The 23671-nt window shown below is 36.5% G+C and carries 19 protein-coding genes; all 19 read left to right on the top strand.

Annotated elements, in window-relative coordinates; translation table 11 throughout:
• The first annotated feature begins 406 nt into the window (after positions 1-406).
• The 19 genes from AAEY93_RS18275 (at position 407) to AAEY93_RS18185 (ending at position 23370) form a co-directional block, all read left to right on the top strand.
• Positions 407-964: a DUF4136 domain-containing protein gene (locus tag AAEY93_RS18275; protein ID WP_351078900.1), complete on the top strand. Its 558-nt coding sequence runs from the start codon at positions 407-409 to the stop codon at positions 962-964.
• A gap of 566 nt (positions 965-1530) precedes the next feature.
• Complete coding sequence (gene rfaH, locus AAEY93_RS18270) at positions 1531-2043, top strand: transcription/translation regulatory transformer protein RfaH (protein WP_351078897.1); 513 nt, start codon at positions 1531-1533, stop codon at positions 2041-2043.
• 574 nt (positions 2044-2617) lie between these two features.
• Positions 2618-5350: an SLBB domain-containing protein gene (locus tag AAEY93_RS18265; RefSeq protein WP_351078894.1), complete on the top strand. Its 2733-nt coding sequence runs from the start codon at positions 2618-2620 to the stop codon at positions 5348-5350.
• Between the two features lie 324 nt (positions 5351-5674).
• Complete coding sequence (locus AAEY93_RS18260; RefSeq protein WP_101034611.1) at positions 5675-6052, top strand: four helix bundle protein; 378 nt, start codon at positions 5675-5677, stop codon at positions 6050-6052.
• A 441-nt stretch (positions 6053-6493) separates the two neighbouring features.
• Complete coding sequence (locus tag AAEY93_RS18255; RefSeq protein WP_124012178.1) at positions 6494-7480, top strand: Wzz/FepE/Etk N-terminal domain-containing protein; 987 nt, start codon at positions 6494-6496, stop codon at positions 7478-7480.
• A gap of 236 nt (positions 7481-7716) precedes the next feature.
• A complete protein-coding gene (locus tag AAEY93_RS18250; RefSeq protein WP_351078891.1) occupies positions 7717-8175 on the top strand; it encodes a GDP-mannose mannosyl hydrolase in 459 nt (152 codons plus the stop codon).
• A 49-nt stretch (positions 8176-8224) separates the two neighbouring features.
• On the top strand, positions 8225-9637 hold the full coding sequence (locus AAEY93_RS18245) for a mannose-1-phosphate guanylyltransferase/mannose-6-phosphate isomerase (RefSeq protein ID WP_351078889.1): 1413 nt from the start codon (positions 8225-8227) through the stop codon (positions 9635-9637).
• 8 nt (positions 9638-9645) lie between these two features.
• On the top strand, positions 9646-11079 hold the full coding sequence (locus AAEY93_RS18240) for a phosphomannomutase (RefSeq protein ID WP_351078886.1): 1434 nt from the start codon (positions 9646-9648) through the stop codon (positions 11077-11079).
• A gap of 80 nt (positions 11080-11159) precedes the next feature.
• A complete protein-coding gene (gene gmd, locus AAEY93_RS18235) occupies positions 11160-12284 on the top strand; it encodes a GDP-mannose 4,6-dehydratase (RefSeq protein WP_351078883.1) in 1125 nt (374 codons plus the stop codon).
• 3 nt (positions 12285-12287) lie between these two features.
• The gene (locus AAEY93_RS18230; RefSeq protein ID WP_351078880.1) at positions 12288-13214 is read left to right on the top strand and encodes a GDP-L-fucose synthase family protein; all 927 of its coding nucleotides are present in this window, start codon (positions 12288-12290) and stop codon (positions 13212-13214) included.
• Positions 13207-14403 (top strand): DegT/DnrJ/EryC1/StrS family aminotransferase, encoded by a 1197-nt coding sequence (locus AAEY93_RS18225; protein ID WP_351078877.1) that lies wholly within the window; start codon positions 13207-13209, stop codon positions 14401-14403. Before AAEY93_RS18230 ends, AAEY93_RS18225 begins: the two co-directional genes overlap by 8 nt.
• The gene (locus AAEY93_RS18220; protein ID WP_351078874.1) at positions 14400-15170 is read left to right on the top strand and encodes a glycosyltransferase; all 771 of its coding nucleotides are present in this window, start codon (positions 14400-14402) and stop codon (positions 15168-15170) included. The genes AAEY93_RS18225 and AAEY93_RS18220 overlap by 4 nt, the downstream gene beginning before the upstream one ends.
• Before the next feature lie 59 nt (positions 15171-15229).
• Positions 15230-16099: an alpha-1,2-fucosyltransferase gene (locus tag AAEY93_RS18215; protein ID WP_351078871.1), complete on the top strand. Its 870-nt coding sequence runs from the start codon at positions 15230-15232 to the stop codon at positions 16097-16099.
• Between the two features lie 5 nt (positions 16100-16104).
• Positions 16105-17550: a polysaccharide biosynthesis protein gene (locus AAEY93_RS18210; RefSeq protein WP_351078868.1), complete on the top strand. Its 1446-nt coding sequence runs from the start codon at positions 16105-16107 to the stop codon at positions 17548-17550.
• 379 nt (positions 17551-17929) lie between these two features.
• Positions 17930-18991 (top strand): EpsG family protein, encoded by a 1062-nt coding sequence (locus AAEY93_RS18205; protein ID WP_351078865.1) that lies wholly within the window; start codon positions 17930-17932, stop codon positions 18989-18991.
• Positions 18992-19130: 139 nt separating this feature from the next.
• Positions 19131-19964 (top strand): glycosyltransferase family 2 protein, encoded by an 834-nt coding sequence (locus AAEY93_RS18200; RefSeq protein ID WP_351078862.1) that lies wholly within the window; start codon positions 19131-19133, stop codon positions 19962-19964.
• 12 nt (positions 19965-19976) lie between these two features.
• A complete protein-coding gene (locus AAEY93_RS18195) occupies positions 19977-20726 on the top strand; it encodes a glycosyltransferase family A protein (RefSeq protein WP_351078859.1) in 750 nt (249 codons plus the stop codon).
• 33 nt (positions 20727-20759) lie between these two features.
• Positions 20760-21500 carry a glycosyltransferase family 2 protein gene (locus AAEY93_RS18190; RefSeq protein WP_351078856.1) on the top strand — a complete coding sequence of 247 codons (741 nt, stop codon included), beginning with the start codon at positions 20760-20762 and terminating at the stop codon, positions 21498-21500.
• 703 nt (positions 21501-22203) lie between these two features.
• A complete protein-coding gene (locus tag AAEY93_RS18185; RefSeq protein WP_351078853.1) occupies positions 22204-23370 on the top strand; it encodes a nucleotide sugar dehydrogenase in 1167 nt (388 codons plus the stop codon).
• Positions 23371-23671 lie beyond the last annotated feature (301 nt).

The following is a 23671-nucleotide window of genomic DNA, read 5'->3' as shown; positions in this document are numbered from 1 at the left end:
TAGGGCGTGACTTCGTCACTGCTAGGATCGCTACGCTGCTAGGGCGTGACTTCGTCACTGCTAGGATCGCTACGCTGTTAGGGCGGACTACGTCCTGCTAGGACAGCTTCGCTGTTAAGATTTTATAGCCTCTAGCCGCGAAGCGTCCTAGCAGCGAAGCGCTCTAGGCTGTTGCTATTGATTTTATAGCCTCTAGCAGCGAAGCGTCCTCGAAGACCGCAGGTCGTCCTAGCAGCCGCAGGCGCCCTATTCCTAGCATCTAGCAGCGAAGCGCTCTAGGCTGTTGCTTTTAATGCGTCCTAGCAGCAGCGCTCTAGGCTGTTGGCTATTAGCAGGCTTTTGCTTTTTACAATGTCTTAGCTCATTATAAGCTTATAAGCATATACACATTGTTATTGGAGCCTGTATGAAAAAACTATTTATAGCCGTTGCGGTATTAGCGTTGAGCGCATGTAGTACCTTAAAATCGACTTCAGACTTCGATCCATCGGTATCATTTGATCAATACAAAACCTACTCATGGGTAGTGAAGAAAAATAACGATGCGGGTTATCATTTAGACGGACTCATGGATCAACGTATCCGCGCCGCTATTGAAAGCCAATTAAACCAAAAAGGTATCAGTAAAACAGATAAGCAAAATGCAGATTTATTGGTTAACTACATCACTAAAGTCGATAAAAAAATTAATATCGACACCTTTAACAGTCATTATGGCTATAACCCATATTACGGTCCTCGTTGGGGGTTAGGTGGTAGCATACAAACTGAAACCACAGTGCGCGAATATGAAGTTGGCACCTTAATGGTTGATTTAGTGGATAATAAAACCGGTAAATTGATTTGGCGTGGCACTGTGGCCGATACAGTACGAGAACAGAATACGCCGGAACAACGGATTCAAATCATCAACAAAGCTATTGATGCTGTAATGATGAATTATCCACCCAAGCCAACTCAGTAACCTCTAGGTCCTAGATTTTAGGTCCTAGGCCGCTACGCGGATAGTGTGCTTCGCTTCTAAGATCCTAGGCAGCTTCGCTGCTAAGATCCTAGGCAGCTTTGCTGCTAAGATCCTAGGCAGCTTTGCTGCTAAGATCCTAGGCCGCTACGCGGATAGGCTCTGTGCTTTCAGCTTTTATAGCATCTAGCAGCGAAGCGTCCTCGAAGACCGCAGGTCGTCCTAGCAGCCGCAGGCGCCCTATTCCTAGCATCTAGCCGCGCAGCCCTTCCTAGAATAGACTCAACATGCCAGTGCGATGAAACATAAAATAAAATTAACCAAGCTGCGTGTATTAAAGACGTCAAGTGTACGTCGAATGATAAATCAATTAGTTACTCCAAGATTCAGATCACAATTGATAGTGTTTTTGCTTAATATAAAACCAATTAATGACTTAAACGCAGTATTTATAGGCATTAAGGCTTAAAAATCCATTCAAATAGGTCAAGATTTTTGCTACTATCTTTGGCCGTGAATGGGATGTCACATGTTCAGACTAATGAGCAAATTTAAACAAGCGAGTCATAATGAAATCTTGGTATTTACTGTATTGCAAAACGCGTCATGAAATACGTGCACAGCAAAATTTGGCGTTGCAACAAGTCGATAGTTATTTACCTATGATCACCCAGCAAAGAACGGTACGTAACAAGCAAAAAATGGTTACGGCGCCTCTTTTCCCTAGCTACCTGTTTATCTATTTCGATCCTCAAATCACTAGCGTGAGCAAAATCCACAATACCCGTGGCGCTAACCGCATTGTTGGTTGTCGAGAAGTGATGACGCCCATTGACGAAAGAATTATTTCAGAACTTAAACGACGAGTTCAAGATTATGTACCAGAAGAGGTAAAACCATTAGGCAAAGGCGATAAAGTCAAATTTGTCGACGGACCGTTTAAAGACCTTGAAGCCATATTCGATGAGAACAACCCAGATAAACGTTGCCATGTGTTATTTAACATTATGGGACAACAGAAACGAATTTTAGTCGAACTTACCAATTTACAAGCTATATCAAAAAATGACGAAATAACTTAAATGGCTAAAGTGTCAGACAATCGCGATATTTTTTGTAGGATATTGTCCATTGGTAAAATAAGTGTTGGCAGTTAACTGAACGATTTTAAGCTGGAGCGGTTGAATTTTAACCGTTCAGGTGATGTGGGTACTATTTTAGAAAAAATTACCACGGTTAGCGACTTTTACTCAAGCATCCAAGTCGATTTTTGAGTATAATCTTGCGCTCAATTATTGACTGCTATGGTGTTTAGCCAATAAAAATGAACATTTCGCACAGCGAAGGGCACTTTGGAAGCCGTAATCTATGGGCGGTAGCGTGCCTTTAAATCGATGACAGCCTAGAGCGCTTCGCTGCTAGGACGCTACGCGGCTAGAGGCTATAAAATCTTAGCAGCGAAGCTGTTCTTAGCAGGACGTAGTCCGCTCTCTGGCGAGCCTGCGAGTTCCTAGAACCTAGCAGGACGAAGTCCGCTCTCTGGCGAGCCTGCGAGTTCCTAGATACTAGCAGGACGTAGTCCGCCCTAGAAGCGAAGCGCACTATCCGCGTAGCGGCCTAGAACATTAATTACAATAATAATATTGGAGATACCTGGTGTTACATAAAACCAAAAACGCATTGATAGCAGGCATGACAGCCTTTATTATTTTAACCACCCAAGCGCATGCTATTACCCCAACACCGCAAATGATTGAGCAGTTTAAACAATTGCCCAAAGCAGAGCAGGAGCGAGTGGCAAAACAGTATGGTATAGACCCTTCAATACTCTCAGGCAGTGCTAACAATTCAGCTGCTGTGACAAATCCTAATGTTGTTGAACCACGTCAAAATCAAACAAATGGACAATCAGCAACAACTAAAACAAGCGAGTTTGATTTTAATGAAGACAGCGATAAAGACGCTTTAAAACGTTTCGGTTATGAAATGTTCGAAGGTGAACCAACCACTTTTGCTCCCGTAACCGATGTACCTGTTCCAAGTGAATATATGGTCGGTCCTGGCGATGTCATTAAGGTTCAGTTATACGGTAAAGAAAGTAACGAATACAGTTTAACCATTAATCGTGATGGCACAGTGCAAATTCCCGATTTAGGCCCAGTATCGGTTGCCGGATTAAGTTTTGCCGATTTACGTCAAGAACTGTCAAAACGCATACAGCAGCAAATGATCGGCATCGAATCGAATATCACTATGGGTGAATTACGCTCAATTCGCATTTTTATCGCCGGCGATGCCTACAAGCCAGGTTCGTACACAGTATCGAGTTTATCAACCATTACCCAAGCGCTATTTGTCGCCGGTGGTGTTAATGAAATCGGTAGCCTGCGTAATGTGCAAGTTAAGCGCAACGGTAAGTTAGTAGGCGCATTTGATTTATACGATTTACTGCTCCGTGGTGACGCCTCTGGCGACATTAACCTTCGTTCAGGTGACGTAGTATTCATTCCATCAATTGGTGGCTTAGTCAGCGTGGCGGGTGAAGTACAACGCCCGGCCATTTACGAGCTGAAAAAGCACGAAACCATTAGTGATGTTATCAACATGGCAGCGGGCATCAAGCAAGGTGCGTATCCTAAAAATAGCAGTATTGAGCGTTATAATGCCAATGGCTTAAAAACCATTGTTAATGTCGATTTAACCTCTGCACAAGGCAACAACACCTTAGCTAAAGCGGGTGATTATATTCGGGTTAAAAATGCCTCTAATCAATATGAAGATGCTATCACCATTGTGGGTGCAGTCGTTCGCCCAGGTAAATACCAGTGGAAGCAACAGCGAATAAGCGATCTACTGCCGTCTATTTGGGGTGATTTATTATTATCTGCCGATTTAGATTACGGTTTGATTGTGCGTGAAATCAACAAACATGGCGACATCGAAACGCTGCAATTTGCCCCTGGCGAAGCCATTACGTCACCTAATTCTGTGCAAAACCTGCGCTTACAGCCTCGTGATAAGGTGATGATATTTAATGTTAATGATGATACTCAAAATCGGTTTGAATTAAATGCACTGGTTAAAAAACGGGTTAATAAAGTGGAATCGCTTAAAGGTGACTCATTACTGGATGCAGACCTTTTTAAAGCAGGATTTGAAACTTTAGACAGCACGGTAACAAGCAAGTATACCAACCAGATAGCGGGCGTGGCATTAAATGTAGACACATCTGCAGAGCAAACCTTGGTGGGCAGTGAAGTGGCCAAGATGCTGTCAAATTTATTTGAAGACCGTGACTTAATTAAACTCAGTTATGTCATGTCACGTAAAGAATTACTCTACCCCATTGTGACCAAACTTACCCAACAGGGTAATGCACAACAAGGCATACAAATTGTCGCCATTGCCGGCAAAATTCGACACCCAGGGGTTTACCCGTTAACAAACTCTGCAAAAGTTACCGACTTACTTAAGGCCGCTGGTGGTCTGTTAGAAGGTGCTTATACTGAGCGAGCTGAACTGACTCGTACCCAAGCCACGGCAGCAATATCCGATATCATCCATAAGCAAATTAACCTGCATGCTGTCATTAATGGTAACCAAGTAGAGAATATCAAGCTGGAAGGTCGCGATATGGTGACTATTCTTACCACGCCAGAATGGCAAGAAAGAAAAGTTATCGAAGTCAAAGGTGAAGTTAAGTTCCCTGGTACCTATAACATCAGGCGCGGTGAGCGATTATCGGATGTTATCGCTAGAGCCGGTGGCTTAACCGAATACGCTTATCCTTATGCCGCGGTATTTGTTCGTGAATCAGTACGGATGCAAGAACAGCTCGAAATTAAAAAGTTGGCCGACCAACTGCGCCGAGATCTGGCTACTCGTGGCATTTCAAACGATGGTTCAAGCATTAATTATTCCGAAGCACAGTTGATGTTAACTGACTTAGAAAACATCCAAGCAGTCGGTCGATTAGTTATAGACTTAAATGCACTTAAATTAGGTATTAAAGAAGCGGATGTTCAACTTGAAGACAGCGACGTATTGTACGTGCCAACCATTAAGCAAACCGTCGCCGTTATGGGCGAAGTTCAACACCCTACAACGCATCGATTTAAAGACGGCTTAACCTTAGACGATTACTTATTGATGTCTGGTGGCTCAAGAGAACGTGGCGATGAAGACAGAACCTACGTCATCAAGGCCGACGGTTCGGTAATGATGCCCACGACCAATCTTTGGTTTAATTCGGATGCACAAATTTCAGCGGGTGATACGGTTATTATTCCGCTAGACACTGAGTACAAAGATAAATTAACTCTTTGGTCGCAAGTTACCCAGATTATTTATAACTCTGCTGTAGCCTTTGCTGCTATCTCAGGGATCTAGCCCGAAGGGCTAGATAGGACGGACTACGTCCTGCTAGGATCGCTTTGCTGCTAGGCCGCTACGCGGATAGTGCGCTTTGCTTCTAGGACAGCTACGCTGCTAAGGCGTGACTTCGTCACTGCTAGAGTCGCTTCGCTGCTAGGACGTGACTTCGTCACTGCTAGGATCGCTTCGCTTCTAGGGACAGCTTCGCTGCTAAGATTTTATAGCAGGCCGTAGGCCGCTCTAGCCGTGAAGCGTCCTAGCAGCGCAGCGCTCTAGGCTGTTTATTTTATAGCGTCCTAGACTCTAGAACCTAGATTTTCAACTTCAGAAGGAACTGATATGCGTTTCGAACAACTGGATGTGTGGAAAAGAGCTTCTAGATTGTCTTGTCAAATTTATCAGTTGACGGAATCAGTCAGTAACTGGGGTTTTAAAGATCAAATTACACGTTCAGGATTATCTGTTCCCTCAAACATCGCGGAGGGAGAGGAACGTGAAACCCTAAAAGAAAAGATAAGGTTTTTGTATTACGCAAAAGGGTCTCTAGGTGAGCTTGTAACTCAGTTATATATCGGAGCGGAAATCGAATACCTTGATAAACAAATGGCTATGTCGATGGTAAAAGAAGCTAAAGAGTTAGCCAAAATTTTAGGTGCTCTTATAAAACAAAAACAAGCACAGATTAAAGAAGATAACGCCGATTACCAAACAAAGTGACTAATACGCAAGCTTGTGCTTTCCGCTTGTATAGCAGCGAAGCGATCTAGCCGCGTAGCGTCCTAGAATCTAGGCTTTTGCTTTGCTTGTATAGCAGCGAAGCGATCTAGCCGCGTAGCGCCCTAGAATCTAGGCTTTTGCTTTGCTTGTATAGCAGCGAAGCGATCTAGCCGCGAAGCGCCCTAGAATCTAGGCTTTTGCTTTTATGACATCTAGAAGCGAAGCGAGCTAACCAGTAAAAACTCAAAACTTAGCAGATATCTGCTGACATCTTTTGACCTTATAGCAGCGTAGCGCTCTAGCCGCGAAGCGTCCTAGAATCTAGGCTTTTGCTTTGCTTGTATAGCAGCGTAGCGCCCTAGCCGCGAAGCGTCCTAGAATCTAGGCTTTTGCTTTTATGGCACCTAGAAGCGAAGCGCACTGCTTCCCAACAGACAAGAAATGATGAATAACAAAAACAAACAATTAAATCCTGATGCACAATTTCAACCTTATGCCACTCAACCAATGGGAAGCGCTCAAGACGACGAAATCGATCTTCGTGAGCTTTTTTCTGTAATTTGGCAAGGTAAGTGGTTAATTATTGCCATAACTGCAGTGTTTGCTATTGGCTCCGTTATTTTTGCCATTAATCAGCCGAATATTTATAAGTCAGAAGCGCTATTAGCGCCTGCTGACTCAGAGCAAGGTGGCGGTGGTTTAGGTGCGCTGGCCGGACAGTTTGGTGGTCTAGCCAGTATGGCTGGCATCAACTTAGGTGGCGGTGGTGGTGTTGATAAAACCCAAATGGCAATTGAGGTGATGAAATCACGTCAATTTACCAGTGACTTTATTCAAAATCACAATATTTTGCCTGACTTAATGGCGGCTAAAAAATGGAACATAGCAGATAACAGCATCAGTTATGATGAAGATGTATACAACGCTGCCGACAATAAATGGTTACGTGAAGTTCAGCTGCCTTTTAAACCTGAGCCATCAATGCAAGAAGCTTACAAAGAGTTCAGTAAAATTATTGCCGTTAATGCGGCAAAAGATACTGGCATGGTTACTGTGTCAGTAGAGCATCTATCCCCTCAAGTTGCACAGCAATGGGTTAATTGGTTAGTTGCGGACATCAATAACGAAATGAAGCAACGTGATGTTGCTGAAGCCAATCGAAGTAAAGCTTTTTTACAAACACAGATACAACAAACGAATGTCGCGGATATACGCACAATTTTGTACAAATTAATAGAAGAACAAACAAAAACAATCATGTTTGCAGAAGTGCGTGATGAGTATGTGTTTAAAACCATCGATCCTGCGTTTGTTCCAGAAGAAAAAGCCAAACCGAAGCGCGCATTAATCTGTGTTCTAGGCACCATGCTAGGCGGAATGTTGGCTGTAATGTTAGTGTTAATTCGGTATTTTGTCAGAAAAGATTAACACTCTTTGCTTTTATAGTTTCTAGCAGCGAAGCGCTCTAGCAATCTAGGCTCAACTCTTTTGCCGCCTATTGGGACTGTTTGAAAGAAAACAGTGAAACCTAGGTTCTATGCAGACTAGCGAAGTTTGATCTGTCTCAAAATGAACTAAAAGTGTCTCACTCCATGATATATATCTGAGCTTTAATATTGAAAAAGCTCAATGTTGTTTAACTTTATTTTCAAAGAATAGGTCAAATGTTACCTTTTGAAACCTTCAAAACGATCATCAAAAATGCTCCGTTAATCTCTATTGACCTGATAGTTTCTAACCAAGTAGGCCAAGTCTTACTTGGGAAACGAACTAACCGTCCAGCACAAGGGTATTGGTTTGTACCGGGTGGCCGAATTCTGAAAGATGAATCAATGTCAGTCGCATTTAAGCGCTTAACATTGAACGAATTAGGTGTTGAGTTTGACTTTGAGAATGCAAAACTTATTGGACCATTCGAACACTTTTATAAAGACAATGTAAGCGTTGAAGATTTTAGCACGCATTATATTGCCCTTGGTTACCGATTAGTTGTGGATGAAAATTTATTAAAACTGCCCTCAGAACAACACGATGAATATAAGTGGATGTCAGAAGCACAATTACTTAATGACTCAAATGTGCATAAGCACAGTCGATGGTATTTCGATTCTTCAGCAACATAAGTGAACGTTAAAAATTCAGTAAACTGAAGCAATAATTTAGGAACGAATTATGATTTTACCCGTTATTATGGCTGGCGGAAATGGCAGCCGATTATGGCCGTTGTCTCGTGAGCTTTACCCTAAACAGTTTTTAACCGTTGCGGGAGAGTTATCTATGCTTCAACAAACAGCCGCACGCTTAACAGGTATGGAACATCATGCGCCATTACTGATATGTAATGAGGAGCACCGTTTTATTGCTGCAGAGCAAATACGTTTAGGTGGTTTTGCCCACAGCGGTATTATATTGGAACCTATTGGTCGCAATACTGCCCCTGCTATAGCTTTAGCTGCCTTGCAAGCATTAAAAAATGCCGAGCAAGACGAAGACCCTATTCTATTAGTGCTAGCTGCAGATCATTTAATAGAAGATCCTTCAGCATTTCAAACATCTGTCAGTAAAGCATTGCCTTTCGCTAAAGATGGTAAATTAGTTACCTTTGGAATTGTACCTACTGCTCCAGAAACAGGTTACGGCTATATTAAAGCGGGCCAGACTCAGGGTGATGCATTTACAGTTGCACAGTTCGTGGAAAAACCTGATTTAAGTACCGCGCAGGGCTACCTTGCTAGTGGGGATTACTACTGGAATAGTGGTATGTTTCTATTCAAGGCTTCTCGTTACCTCGAGGAACTAAAAAAATACAGCCCACAAATACTACTCGCTTGTGAAGAGTCTATGCAAGAAAGCACGGCTGATATGGATTTTGTTCGAGTGAATATAGAAGCATTCCAACGCTGTCCAGATGACTCGATAGATTATGCTGTGATGGAAAAAACAGACTCTTCGATGGTGATCCCTATGGATGCTGGTTGGAGTGATGTCGGATCTTGGTCTGCACTATGGGAAGTTTCGGAAAAAGATGAAAATAATAATGTCATCAAAGGTGATGTTATATCGGTTAATTCAGCAAACAACTATCTGCATTCTAACAACAAACTCATTGCCGTTGTTGGCATTGATAACTTGGTTGTGGTTGAAACGAAAGATGCCATTTTAGTGGCCCATAAAGAACAAGTGCAAGATGTCAAAACGATAGTAAATCATCTAAAAGCGGTAGGGCGTACAGAACATAAAATACATCGTGAAGTATACCGCCCTTGGGGGAAATATGATTCATTGGATATTGGTAATCGCGATCAGGTTAAGCGTATTACAGTAAAACCCGGAGCCAAATTATCGATTCAAATGCACCATCACCGCGCAGAACATTGGATTGTAGTCTCTGGTACAGCGAAAGTGACTAATGGTGATAAAACGATATTACTAACTGAAAATGAGTCGACTTACATCCCAATTGGTCAAGTGCATGCGCTAGAAAATCCTGGTGTACTTCCGCTGGAGTTAATTGAAGTTCAATCAGGATCATACTTGGGTGAAGATGATATCGTGCGATTTGAAGACCGTTACGGACGTACCTAAGAGGTAATATGACATCTAACTCAAATTTAATCAGTTCAAAAGTTATCGCTAAAAGTGGAATTGTTTTTGGTACAAGTGGTGCTCGTGGTTTAGTGTCACAATTTACACCAGATGTATGTGCAGCATTTTCTCTTGCCTTTATTACTGGTATGCAACGCGACTTTACTTTTGCACAAGTGGCTATCGCCATCGATAATAGACCAAGTAGTTATACTATGGCTATGGCGTGTGCTGTGGCACTAAAACAAATCAATATAGAGGTTATTTTTTACGGCGTCGTGCCTACTCCTGCCTTAGCTTTTGCCGCACAAGAAGATGGAATTCCTGCCATTATGGTTACTGGCAGTCATATTCCTTTTGATCGTAATGGGCTTAAATTTTATCGGCCCGATGGTGAAATCAGTAAAGCTGATGAGCAAAGGATCAATACAGCACAAATTGAATTTACTAAGTTAACAACACTAGCTGAGTTAACTGTAAATGCTCGAGCGGCTGAAGATTACATAACACGTTATACTTCACTGTTTGATTCACCATGGCTGACTGGAATACGTCTCGGTATTTATGAACATTCAAGCGCAGGTCGTGATCTTTATTATCGAATTTTTGAAAGCCTTGGTGCCGAAGTTATTGCATTAGAAAGGACAGACCATTTTGTTCCTATCGATACAGAAGCAGTTTCAGAAGAAGATACATTAAAAGCTATCAATTGGGTTAAACAGCACAATTTAGATGCAGTATTTTCAACCGATGGTGATGGCGACCGTCCATTAATATCAGATGAAAATGGTAACTGGCTCCGTGGTGATATTCTTGGTTTATTGTGTGCAGAAGTATTAAATATTGATGCTTTAGCTGTGCCTGTAAGTTGTAATACAGCAATTGAGAGATGTAAAAAATTTAAACACGTTAAAAGAACGAAAATAGGCTCGCCTTATGTAATTGCTGAATTTACAAATTTAAAAAATAAATTTAAGTCAGTTGCAGGTTTTGAAGCAAATGGCGGTTTTTTATTAGGTAGTGATGTACAAGTCAATGGGCAGTTATTAAAAGCATTACCCACTCGTGATGCGATACTGCCAGCTATTATGCTATTGGCCGCGGCAGGTAAAGGAAGTATTTCAACATTAGTAAATACACTCCCACAACGTTTTACGTACAGTGATCGTATTCAAAATTTTGCTACTGAAAAAAGCCTAGAAATTCTCGCTCTAGGGAAACTCGATCCTGTAAAATTTTTAACTCGTTTGAGATTCAATAATGTCAGCATCAACAGTGTAGATGAAACCGATGGCTTAAGAATTACGTTAGTAGATGACAGTATCGTTCATTTTCGTCCTTCAGGTAATGCACCTGAATTACGCTGTTATGCAGAAGGAGTTGATCACATACTAGCAAAACAATGTGTAACTCAGTGTTTAGAAAATATTAGAAAACTGTAATAGAAGCATATAAATATATAAATTTGATATCGCTAAATAAAATGATGCAATATCATCGAAAGCAAATAAAGGAATTGATAATGAGTAAAACCAAAGTTGCGTTAATCACTGGTGTTACAGGTCAAGATGGTTCATATCTTGCTGAATTACTTTTAGAGAAAGGTTACGAAGTTCATGGTATTAAACGTCGTGCTTCATCATTAAATACTGAGCGTGTCGATCATATTTATCAAGATAACCATGAACAAAATCAACGGTTTTTCCTACATTACGGTGATTTAACCGACTCTTCTAATTTAACTCGTATAATTAAAGATGTGCAGCCAGATGAGGTATACAACCTTGGTGCACAATCACACGTAGCCGTTTCATTTGAGTGTCCTGAATACACTGCGGATGTTGATGCTATGGGAACTCTTCGTTTATTAGAAGCTATTCGTTTTTTAGGTTTAGAAAAGAAAACTAAATTTTATCAGGCATCAACTTCAGAGTTGTATGGCGAAGTACAAGAAATTCCACAAAAAGAAACAACACCTTTTCATCCTCGTTCTCCTTATGCTGTAGCAAAAATGTATGCATATTGGATTGTAGTCAATTATCGCGAATCCTACGGTATGTTTGCATGTAACGGTATTCTTTTTAATCACGAGTCTCCTCGTCGTGGTGAAACCTTCGTTACCCGAAAAATTACTCGTGCGATTGCAAATATTTCACAAGGTTTAGAGAAATGCTTATATCTAGGAAATATGGATGCCCTGCGCGACTGGGGTCATGCTAAAGATTATGTTCGTATGCAGTGGATGATGCTTCAGCAGGAAATAGCCGATGATTTTGTTATTGCTACGGGTAAGCAAATTAGTGTTCGTGAATTTGTAACATTATCAGCCAAAGAAGCAGGTATAGAGCTTGAATTTACAGGAAAAGGACTAGATGAGGTTGGCACTGTAAAATCTATTAAAGGTAATGATGCTCCAGAATTAAAAGTCGGTGATATTATTGTGAAAGTTGATCCTCGATATTTCAGACCTGCTGAAGTAGAAACCTTGTTAGGTGATCCATCAAAAGCAAAAGAAAAGCTTGGTTGGGTTCCTCAAATCACTGTTGAAGAAATGTGCAGTGAAATGGTTGCTAACGATTTACAAAAAGCAAAACAACATGCAATTCTAAAAGCGCACGGCTACACCACATCAGTACCAGTAGAGTAATAAATGAAAATATTATTAACCGGTGCCAATGGTATGGTTGGCAAAAATATTCTTGAAGCGGCAATAAAGCATAACCATGAATTTTTGACCCCAGGAAGTTCTGAACTTAATTTACTGGATGAAAGTGCCGTCAATCAGTATATATCTGAACATAAACCAGACATGGTTATACATGCAGCAGGGATTGTTGGCGGTATTCAAGCAAATATGGCTCAACCAGTTAAGTTTCTTGTAGATAATATGAGAATAGGCTTAAACATATTAACTGCATCAAATGATAATGATGTGGTTAATTTCTTGAATTTAAGCAGCTCATGTATGTATCCTCGAAATGCTATTAATCCGTTATCTGAACATTTGATTTTGAAAGGTGAACTGGAGCCGACAAATGAAGGTTATGCATTAGCCAAAGTGACGAGCACACGTTTATGTGAATATATCAGCGCCGAAAATCCTCAACGAAAGTATAAAACGATTATTCCTTGTAATCTTTATGGTCGTTTCGATAAGTTCGATCCAAATCACTCTCACATGATCCCAGCTGTTATACGAAAAATAGATGATGCCGTGAAAGCTGGGCTATCTGAAATCGATATATGGGGAGATGGTGAAGCACGGCGTGAATTCATGTATGCAGAAGATTTAGCCGAGTTCATTTTTTATGCTATAGCTAATTTTGAATCAATGCCACAAAATTTAAATGTTGGATTAGGCACAGATAATACAATCAATGAGTTTTACCAAGCAATTGCAAGTGTTGTTGGTTATCGCGGTACATTTAAGCATGATTTAAGTAAGCCTGTTGGGATGAAACAAAAACTTATTGATGATAAAAAACTCACTGAATTTGGCTGGAGCCATAAAACGAGCTTAAAAGTGGGCATTAAAAAAACATATGATTTTTATTTAGGAGAATATTGTAATGACTAATTATTCGTTAGCGAGTAGTACCTGGAACGAAAAAGAATACTCAGCAATCCAACGAGTAATAGAATCAGATATGTTTTCTATGGGGAAAGAAGTTGCCCAGTATGAACAAGATTTTGCTAAATTCTTTGGTTCAAAATATGCTTTAATGGTGAGTTCTGGTTCAACAGCGAACTTACTAATGATAGCGGCTTTATTTTTTACTAAAAATGAATCATTAAAGCTTAAGCGAGGCGATGAAATAATCGTACCTGCTGTTTCATGGTCTACAACGTATTTTCCTCTTCAGCAATACGGTTTAAAAGTAAAGTTTGTTGATATTGACCGTAATACCTTAAATATGGATTTAGATAAGCTTGAAGCGGCAATTACAGACAATACCAAAGCAATTCTATCGGTTAATCTATTAGGCAACCCTAATGACTATAACCGTATGAATGAAATTATTGCTGGCCGTAATATATTCATATTAGAAGACAACTGTGAATCGATGGGTGCGACTATTGATGGTAAACAAGCGGGTACCTTTGGAATCATGGGCACTTATAGCTCATTTTTCTCTCACCATATCGCAACTATGGAAGGTGGATGCGTGGTTACAGACGATGAGGAGCTTTATCACATCCTACTTTGTATCCGTGCGCATGGTTGGACTCGTAACTTACCAAAGTTCAACAAAGTAACTGGTGAAAAAAGCGATGACAATTTTGAAGAGTCATTTAAGTTTGTTTTACCTGGTTACAATGTTCGTCCATTAGAAATGAGTGGTGCACTCGGTATCGAACAACTTAAAAAACTACCTAGTTTTATCGATATGCGTCGTAAGAATGCTAAATTATTTCAAGAATTATTTTCGAATCATCCATTTATTGATATTCAGAAAGAAACAGGTTCAAGTAGTTGGTTTGGTTTTTCTTTAATATTAAACGAAAAGGCGCCATATAAACGGTCCGATCTAGTTAAATTGCTCACTGATAATGGTATTGAATGCCGACCTATTGTGACTGGTAATTTCTTGAAAAATACTGAAGTGCTTGAGTACTTTGATTATGAAATCTCAGGCACTTTTGAGGCTGCAGAATATCTAGATAAACATGGTCTTTTTGTTGGTAATCATCAAAATGATATAGAAAATCAAATACGATTATTAGCAAAAATATTAGTTCAAAATGAATTTAGGGATTCTGTATGAGTAAATATAAGATTTCTATTATAATGCCAAATTATAATGGAGAGTTGTTTTTAGATCGCGCCATTAAAGCTTTTCTTAATTCTACTTGGGACAATAAAGAACTGATTATTGTTGATGGTAAATCAAGTGATTCCTCCCATTCAATTATTTCTAGTTATCTTCACGACAATGAATGTATCACTTGGATTAAAGAGAGTGATAAAGGGATATCTGATGCAATTAATATGGGTATTAAAAGTGCATCGGGTGACATAATTGGCTATCTTGGTAGTGACGATCTTTTACTCAAAAATACATTGGAAATTGTTGCTGATAATTATGCATTAGTCGGTTTTGATGCAGTTTATTTTGATTCTTATACACACGATTATAAAAATAATTTAACTAATTATAGATCTTGTCCCGATTTGAGTTTTACAAAATATAACTTACTAAAATATGGAACTATTGTTGGGTTGCAAAATATTTATTTTAATGCTGAAGTACTAAAAGATTATAGTTATTGTACTAGTAATAAATACAGTATGGATTATGAGTTATATTTCCGTGTATTAGATAAATACAATCATTTTTTGCATGTAAGAGAACCATCTTCAGTTAATATAGCTCATAATAATATATCTAGTGTTCTTTCTGTTCAGCAGAGAAAAGAAGCGTTTATCGTAGCTAAAAAAAATGTAACTAATTTTATGAGCTTTAAATCGTTATATTTAAACAAGCGATTCTTTATAGATTTTATTAAAAATTCATATCATAAATTAAAGTAAAATTCTAAATATTCATGAACGCCCGATAACAATTTAGTTGGTTGATTCTAAGGTTAGAAATGATAAAAATAAAAATTATTGGTGGATTAGGGAATCAATTATTTCAATACGCCGCAGCAAGAGCTTTAGCTACAAAGCTGGGTGTCAAAGTTTCTTTAGATATTAGTGCGTATGAAAGTTATGATCTCCATCCATTTTTGCTTGATAAATTTAATTGCAATGCAGATTTTTATAAGGAAAAATCACTAGTTGAAAAATTTGTATTAAAGGCATTTTCATTTAAAATATTTAAAAAGTTTACTTTTATTTTTTTTAATAAATACTATATAGAGAATGACATATTGTTTGATAATAACATTTTCAAAGTTAAGGATAACACAAAACTATTTGGGTATTTTCAATCTGAAATGTATTTTGCAGATATTCGAGAGCAATTATTACAAGAGCTTACTTTAATCGAACCTTTAAGTTCGGCTGAAATGAATATTTGTAATGAAATTAAGGCGTCAAAAAGTGTTTCCCTTCATATAAGGCGTGGTGACTACTTATATAGTGATAATGCCAATAAAACTCATGGTGTTTGTAATAATGAGTTTTTTGAAAAGTCAATAAGTTATTTAGAAAATGAAGGTGTAATTGGAAATGATTCAATATTGTATATTTTTTCTGATGATATAGCTTGGTGCCGAAATAATCTTAATTTTAAATATAAAATGATTTTTGTTGACGGTAACTCCAACTCACCTGAGATTGATATGTTTTTAATGTCACAATGCGATCACCATATCATATCCAATAGCACGTTCAGTTGGTGGAGCGCTTGGTTAAATCCTAGTGACAATAAGGTGGTAGTATCGCCTGAGTTATGGTTTAAAAATACTGACATGGATTCTAAGGATATTATACCTAAAAGCTGGATTAGACTGTAACTATTGTGGAAATTCTTAATATAAAAAAAATTAATAAAGATCTTGTTGTTCTAGTAATAGGTAAAGTATTACAAGTTATTATTTCTTTATTAGCTATTAGATTATTAACTACTTACCTGATGCCTGAAGAGCTTGGTAATTATTACTTACTCCTTACATTATTAACATTTTTGAATTTCACATTGCTAAGTCCTGTTAGCCAATATTATGGACGCCATGTTATACTTTGGAAATCTTCGGGTAATTTGTCATCTGCAACCGCAGTTCTTTTTTGCTGTATTGTATTTGGTGGAGTATTGACTATGTTGATTTCTAATGTACTTTACCATTTATTTGATTATAGTACATACTATTCAGTAAGCACTTTTTCGTTATTTGTTTTTATTTCTTTTTTGGCTGGAAGCGTAAAAGTATTACTAGACAGTAATAATATACTGGGATATAGAATTTATTTTGTAAAATATACATTGTACATTTTAATTCTAGGATTGTTATCGTCTGTTTTCTTTATTAAATTATTCAGTGCTACAGGTATAGCTTGGTTATACGGAGTTGCTTTTTCTCAGATTTTATTTTTTTTACCTGTATGCAAAAAAAACTTTGCTGAGGATAAGGTTAATTATTATAAATTAAAGGAGAAGATTAACTACACAGAATTACGGAAAGTCATAGTGTACATATTTCCACTTACCATCGCCTTACTTCTACAATGGGGTCAAAACAGTTCATATCGAATAATTGTCGAAACTAAATACACTGTTGATGCGTTGGCCTATATTGCTGTTGGTTTAGCTATCGCGTCTTCTATATTCTATGCAATAGAAGGGATAATTACTCCGTATTTTATGCCTGACTACTTAAAACGGATTATCACAGTATCAAAGCTTGAAAGAGCTGAGGAATGGAACCGTTTAGCGAATTCTGTATTACCTATATATTTATTTTTAGTATTCTATGTTGTTTTTTCCTCCCCATTTTTATTAAAAATATTGGTAAGCGATAAGTACTCTGATGTATACATTTATGTAGCTATAGGAGCTTTAATTGAGTTTTTCAGAGTAACTTCAAATGTAATAAATCTAGTTTCGTTATCAGAATTAAAAACAAAATCTACTATACTACCCTACTTTATTGGTGTGTTTTCTCTCGTAGTAGCTTTATATTTTAGCGATGTTGGTGATTCACTCTGGATTATACCCTTATACCTTGCTTTTTCTTATTTGTTGATAACTATTACTTTGTTTATAAATATGAAAAAACTGCTAGCTATAAAACTACCAATAATAGGTTGGGTAAAAGCATCTTTTTTGTCTTTACCTTTCATTTGTTTTTTAGCCTTTGATTCAGAAAAAAATATTATATTATCGTGTCTTTTGGTTTTCTTATTCGGTTTATATTTTATTTTTATAAGTTACTTAGTGTTTTTTAAAAATAAAGTATTAAAAGTCTAAGCCGTTAGTTCAGTTTTTAATGCCGTTTAGTCAACCTATATCTAAAGTCTACTTAGGTTTCTAATTTTTTTATAAGCCAAAAAATATCAAGTGTAGTTAAAGGCGTAATGAAAAAATATAACTTTACTTTGGTGCGGCTTTAAACTAATCAATAAAGTAATATTATCAGAAAAGTAGTTTTAATAATTGCATATCCAGTAGTTTAATACAGTTATGATTTAATATATCGATTTGTACTAGTAGTTGATTTTCATTAAAATAGTCCACGATAATTAATTAATTAATGGAACGCTCTGCCAATCTGATTTTAGAGCAATCATAATTGGAAATGCTGTAATTCTGATTGACGATAAAATTTAATGTTTATAGGGTAAGTCGCGTGGAATACTTTCTATTAATAACTTTTGTTTGCTTATTCGCTATTTTTTCTACTGTATCTAAAACTTCTCCTTTGTTGTTTACTCCAGTTATTATCGCTTTAATCATCTTTGCTGGCACTCGGCATGAAACTGGTAATGACTGGGGGGAATACTTAAAAGCCTTCAACGCCATATCATCCTCACCATCAGAGATATTTAATGTTGAGCACAGAATGGAGTCTGGGTATATACTTCTTAATGTCGCCGTAAAGTCAATGGGCGGCGAGCTATGGTGGGTTTTCTTTATATGTTCAGCATTCACTATAACACTTATTTTTGCATCTATTAATATATACACTCCTTTCTTAGCGTTAGGTTTACTTTTATTTATGCGTTATGGGTATTTACAGTTTGATATGATGTTTGTCAGACAGGGGATGGCAGTTGCTTTATTCTTTTTCTCTATCCAGTATATAACATCAAGGGAAATAATAAAATACATATCAGTTTTGTCAATTGCATTACTCTTTCATGTGAGTGCACTAATTCTCTACCCATTATATTTTTTTGTTCATAAAGAGTATTCCATATATAAAGTTATTTTATTAATAATTTTTTGCTTAATAATAGGTCAAACAAGTTGGTTAGAGCATTTGGTTAACTTTCTGCCAATTGATGGCGGCAAAGCAGCTGCTATTAAAGGTTACGTATTAAGTGACGTTTGGGGAGTCCCAAAGTTATTGTCATTTTCATTTTTTGAAAAGTTAATTATCTTGTGTGTTGCGATAAAGTACTTTAAAACTTTAAAAATAAAAAATTCTTACTTTATAATATTTTTCAACTTTTCAGTTATTGCTTTTTGTATTACTTTATTATTTAGTAATTATATGGTCTTCGTGGACAGACTCGGAATCATATTTAATATTTCATTTATTATATTAATAAGCTATTTTTCATATTTAATGCAGCAGCGAGATCGAATCCTATTCATAATCGTATTATGTTGTTTTGTAACTTTTTGGTTTGTTCGCTATGTGCACTCAGGAGATACTTTTATTCCATATAAAAGTATATTATTTTAAGCTTCTTCGACTATTTTATTATCTTCAACTTGTTCATTAAATATCATGGTCAGAAAGTTATTTTAAAGTATTAAGTTTATTTAATTGAATTGTAAATTGTTATCGACTTACAATAAAAGATTTACTAAAAGGTTATAAAATGTACATTTCATTAATTTTACCTGTTTATAATGCAGAGTTGTATTTAGATGAAGCTATAAATAGTTTATTAAAACAAACTCATAGTAAATTTGAATTGATTTGTATTGATGATGGATCTACCGATAACAGTCTTCCAATATTAACTAGATTTGAGCAGAAGGATTCGCGTATAGTCTTGCTATCAAGAAATAATAGAGGGCTTATTTACACGCTTAACGAAGCTATAGGTTTAGCTAAATATCGCTATATTGCAAGAATGGATGCAGACGATATTTGTGAGCCTGATCGCCTTCAATTACAGTTAGCAGAGATGCAGCTGAAAAAACTAGCCATCCTTGGATCTTCATATCAGTTTATTGATGAAGACAGCTCTAAACTTGGAGTGCGTAATCTACCTAGCAGTGATCGTTTCATCAAATATTTAATGGATTTCGGTTCGCCATTATGTCATCCATCTGTACTTTTTGATAAACAAGTACTAGGCGATAATTTGTATTATAATTCTGATTTTAAGCATTGTGAAGACTATGAGTTATGGCTTCGATGCCGACAACTTGGATTTCGCTTTGGTAATTTAAAGGAAATCGCTTTCAACTATAGAATATTGAATACAAGTGTATCAAGAGTTCATTCTGAGGCGCAGAAGCAAAGCTCAATTTCTTTAATAACGAAATACTGTTCATACGTTAGAACTGCTGCTGAGGCTGAATATTTACTTTACAGTCGAAAGCAAAATAAAAAAATGTGGACCATAGCTAAATTTTGTTCCCGAATTTTGTTAGAATTTAACCTTGTAAAATTTTTTTTCGTTATTATATATTTACTAAAATAAAGAGTAATTTAATTGATTAGTGTTTTAATATCTTGTCTTTTCGTCCGTTTAGATGGCGTTATTAATGTCATCAGGGATCAACAACAAAATGTTGAGTATATAATTGTCGTCCAAGGTGGGGAGGAAGAAGACCTTGCATCCTATATTGACAGTAATTTTTGGACTCATCGTCAAGACATAAAAATCATATTTGATTCAAACTTTGGGGTCGCATATAGTCGAAACCTTGCTATTAAAAATGCTAGAGGAGAGATAGCTTTATTTTCTGATGATGATGTTACTCTGGATAGTAGTTTTTTTGATTTGCTTTTGAAAAGTTTTTCTGATTTTAAAAACTGTGACTTTTTAACTTTCAATGTTGAAGATTATGACGGAAAGCTGCTTAAACCACCTTTATGCCATGGCTATCATAATCTTAGAAGTATTTTGGGTGTTGGTACAATTCAGATTGCTATACGTTTAAATTCACAAACTCGATCTTACAAATTCCCACTTGACTTGGGTGCGGGAGCCAAGTATCCGTGTTGTGATGAACCTGTTTATCTCTCTAACTTTTTAAAAAATGGAAATCTTGGGCGCCATATTGGAAAAACTATCTGTAAGCATCCTAAGGAATCTTCTGGTGGTTCTTTAGATACGAGAAATAAAATTATATCTCGTTTAATTGCATTTCGATATATTTTTGGCGATAAATTTGGCTATTTCATCTTCGCAGTTTTTATTTGTAAAAATTTTAAAAAAGTGTTTTTTCAACGAAAATAGGTTTAAATTATAATTTTATTTAGGGTTTTATAAATGCATCATATCGTATCAATAATTATGCCGTCTTTTAATTGTGAACGATTTATCTCTGAGACAATTAGATCAGTTATTTTACAGAGTTATAATAATTGGGAATTGATTATTGTAGATGATTGCTCAAATGACAATAGTATTAACATCATTACTAATTTCATTAGACATGATGATCGCATTAAACTATTTTTGAATGATAAAAATGAAGGGCCAGCTGTCAGCCGCAACAAGGCGATTAAATATGCTAGCGGTAAATACATAGCATTTTTAGATACGGATGATTTGTGGAATGCCGATAAGTTACAAATACAAATATCATTTATGAGTAATAACAACCTTGCTTTTAGTTATTCTGCTTACGAAACTATTGATGAAGATGGGAATATTCTAAAGATGACTGTTATTCCGCAGGAAAGGTTGGATTATTTTTCTCTTTTAAAAGAAAATCAAATTGGATGTTTAACTGCGGTCTATGATCAAGTAATGCTTAACAAGCATTATATGCCATTAATTCGAAAAAGGCAGGATTATGGATTGTGGCTTTCAATTTTAAAAGCAACGCCTTACGCATATAGAGTCCCAGGAGTACTTGCAAAGTATAGAATTCGTAAAAATTCAGTTTCTAGTAATAAAATTGGGTTGTTGATATACAATTTTAAACTGTTTAATGAACATGAAAAACTATCTTTTATCAAATCTGCATACTATGTCGGATGGAATATTTTTAGAAAATTAAAGTAGTTGATTAAAAAGTGATTTTAACTGAGAGCCAACAGTTAATCTTAGTCAAGGGATTAAGCATCTTGCGGTATACCATAATATAATTTCATAAATGATGTAAAGCTTTGCAAATCATGCGTTTTCCATTAAGGTAAACGTAATTTTATTTTATGGCAATACTTCATCTTTTAACTGTTTACCTATATGAAATGTATTTCTCCTCAAACGTACCATAATCACTTTTACCGGAGTAATATATGTTACTTTAATATATAACTCACTATTCGGAAAATAATCATAAATAAGTTCATGTACAGATTAGGTCGTAAACTTAGAACATCAATTTGCGATATATTTACTTGTTTAAGTGTTGTAATCTTATATTCCTTTTTTGTTGCCAAATTATGTATGTAAGTTATTTAATCAGCGTTTTAGAGCTATAGGCTATTATAGTAGCAGTAAAAAGGTTATCAATTATTTTTGATAGACAGCTTGACGTTTTTATCGATATTTTTTATTTTAATGAACATTTCATTATTATAACGTAAACGTTAGTTAACCAATATTAATTAAAGTTATCACCAGTAACGACTTACGTCTATATTGTTGCAAGGACTATTCCGTTTTTTACACCAATTCAAGTTATGATAATTTATTTGAATTTAAGCTTTGATAATTATGCGACATTCATTTTTGGATGCGTTATTTTAGGATTTATTCGATTATGAAAATTGCTATTGCAGGTACAGGTTATGTAGGTCTTTCAAATGCAATGTTACTAGCGCAACACAATGAAGTGATCGCCGTTGATATTGTTGCAGCAAAAATTCAATTGTTAAATAATAAGATGTCACCAATTTCAGATATAGAAATTGAAGACTTCCTGGCTAACAAGTCATTGAATTTCACAGCAACATTAGATAAGACATTAGCTTATAAAGATGCTGACTATGTAATTATTTCCACCCCTACTGATTATGATCCAATAACTAATTATTTTGATACATCTTCAGTTGAAGCCGTAATTCATGATGTTATGGCAATTAATCCAAATGCTATAATGGTAATTAAATCTACAGTTCCTGTGGGTTATACTTCTCGTATTAAACGAGAGTTTGATTGTGATAACTTAATCTTCTCACCTGAGTTTTTACGTGAAGGGAAGGCTTTATATGATAACCTTCATCCTTCTCGTATTGTCGTGGGCGAAAAAAGTGAACGAGCTAGAGTATTTGGTAACTTATTAGTTGAAGGTGCAGTAAAAGAAAATATCGATGTATTGTTTACGGGGTCGACTGAAGCTGAGGCGGTAAAGCTATTTTCTAATACTTACCTTGCGCTGCGGATTGCTTTTTTTAACGAGCTGGATTCTTATGCTGAAAGTCATGATTTAGATGCTCGTCAAATTATTGAAGGGGTAGGCTTAGACCCTCGAATTGGTTCTCACTACAATAACCCATCTTTTGGTTATGGTGGTTATTGCCTCCCCAAAGATACTAAGCAACTACGTGCAAATTATGCAGATGTGCCTAACAATATTATAGGTGCAATTGTTGATTCCAATACAACGCGAAAAGATTACATCGCTGAATCGATCGTAAAACGCAACCCAAATCGTGTTGGAATTTATCGTTTAATTATGAAATCAGGCTCTGATAATTTTAGAGCATCCAGTATACAAGGAATTATGAAGCGAATTAAGGCTAAAGGTATTGACGTTGTAGTTTATGAACCAGCCTTAATAGAAGACGAGTTTTTTCATTCAAAAGTAATTAAGTCACTTGATGAATTCAAACTAATTTGTGATGTTATCGTGTCTAACCGTATGGTCGATGAAATTCTCGATGTTAAAGATAAAGTTTATACTCGCGACCTTTTTGGAAACGACTAATTACCTATTCAAAAATCATGTTGACTTTTTGATATTCCGATTTTTTTGTTTATCCTAGTCTAAATTGTTGTTCTTATTGTATCTAATAACAGTAACTATTGGACCTGTTGTTTAATTGAATTGCCTATCCGTTTAGTTATGTTTTTTTAAACTATGGCTTTACAGTGTAGTTCTTTGTTACAGTAGCACAATCAACCTTAATTATTTTATCATAATATTTCATTAATTTAAGCGCTTTTACGCTGAACGCACATGCTGCGAATTGAATGATATAATTCATTGCCAATAAATATACCTAGCG

It is taken from the genome of Shewanella sp. CAL98-MNA-CIBAN-0140, assembly GCF_040309905.1.
In the GTDB taxonomy this organism is placed as follows: domain Bacteria; phylum Pseudomonadota; class Gammaproteobacteria; order Enterobacterales; family Shewanellaceae; genus Shewanella; species Shewanella psychromarinicola.
This window is presented reverse-complemented; position numbering and strand designations above follow the sequence as displayed.

Coding starts and splice junctions, on each gene's coding strand:
- AAEY93_RS18245 (WP_351078889.1), top strand. CDS start 8,225: ATGATTTTACCCGTTATTATGGCTGGCGGAAATGGCAGCCGATTATGG.
- AAEY93_RS18240 (WP_351078886.1), top strand. CDS start 9,646: ATGACATCTAACTCAAATTTAATCAGTTCAAAAGTTATCGCTAAAAGT.
- AAEY93_RS18200 (WP_351078862.1), top strand. CDS start 19,131: ATGTACATTTCATTAATTTTACCTGTTTATAATGCAGAGTTGTATTTA.
- AAEY93_RS18255 (WP_124012178.1), top strand. CDS start 6,494: ATGATGAATAACAAAAACAAACAATTAAATCCTGATGCACAATTTCAA.
- AAEY93_RS18220 (WP_351078874.1), top strand. CDS start 14,400: ATGAGTAAATATAAGATTTCTATTATAATGCCAAATTATAATGGAGAG.
- AAEY93_RS18225 (WP_351078877.1), top strand. CDS start 13,207: ATGACTAATTATTCGTTAGCGAGTAGTACCTGGAACGAAAAAGAATAC.
- AAEY93_RS18275 (WP_351078900.1), top strand. CDS start 407: ATGAAAAAACTATTTATAGCCGTTGCGGTATTAGCGTTGAGCGCATGT.
- AAEY93_RS18185 (WP_351078853.1), top strand. CDS start 22,204: ATGAAAATTGCTATTGCAGGTACAGGTTATGTAGGTCTTTCAAATGCA.
- AAEY93_RS18215 (WP_351078871.1), top strand. CDS start 15,230: ATGATAAAAATAAAAATTATTGGTGGATTAGGGAATCAATTATTTCAA.
- rfaH (WP_351078897.1), top strand. CDS start 1,531: ATGAAATCTTGGTATTTACTGTATTGCAAAACGCGTCATGAAATACGT.
- AAEY93_RS18260 (WP_101034611.1), top strand. CDS start 5,675: ATGCGTTTCGAACAACTGGATGTGTGGAAAAGAGCTTCTAGATTGTCT.
- gmd (WP_351078883.1), top strand. CDS start 11,160: ATGAGTAAAACCAAAGTTGCGTTAATCACTGGTGTTACAGGTCAAGAT.
- AAEY93_RS18190 (WP_351078856.1), top strand. CDS start 20,760: ATGCATCATATCGTATCAATAATTATGCCGTCTTTTAATTGTGAACGA.
- AAEY93_RS18230 (WP_351078880.1), top strand. CDS start 12,288: ATGAAAATATTATTAACCGGTGCCAATGGTATGGTTGGCAAAAATATT.
- AAEY93_RS18250 (WP_351078891.1), top strand. CDS start 7,717: ATGTTACCTTTTGAAACCTTCAAAACGATCATCAAAAATGCTCCGTTA.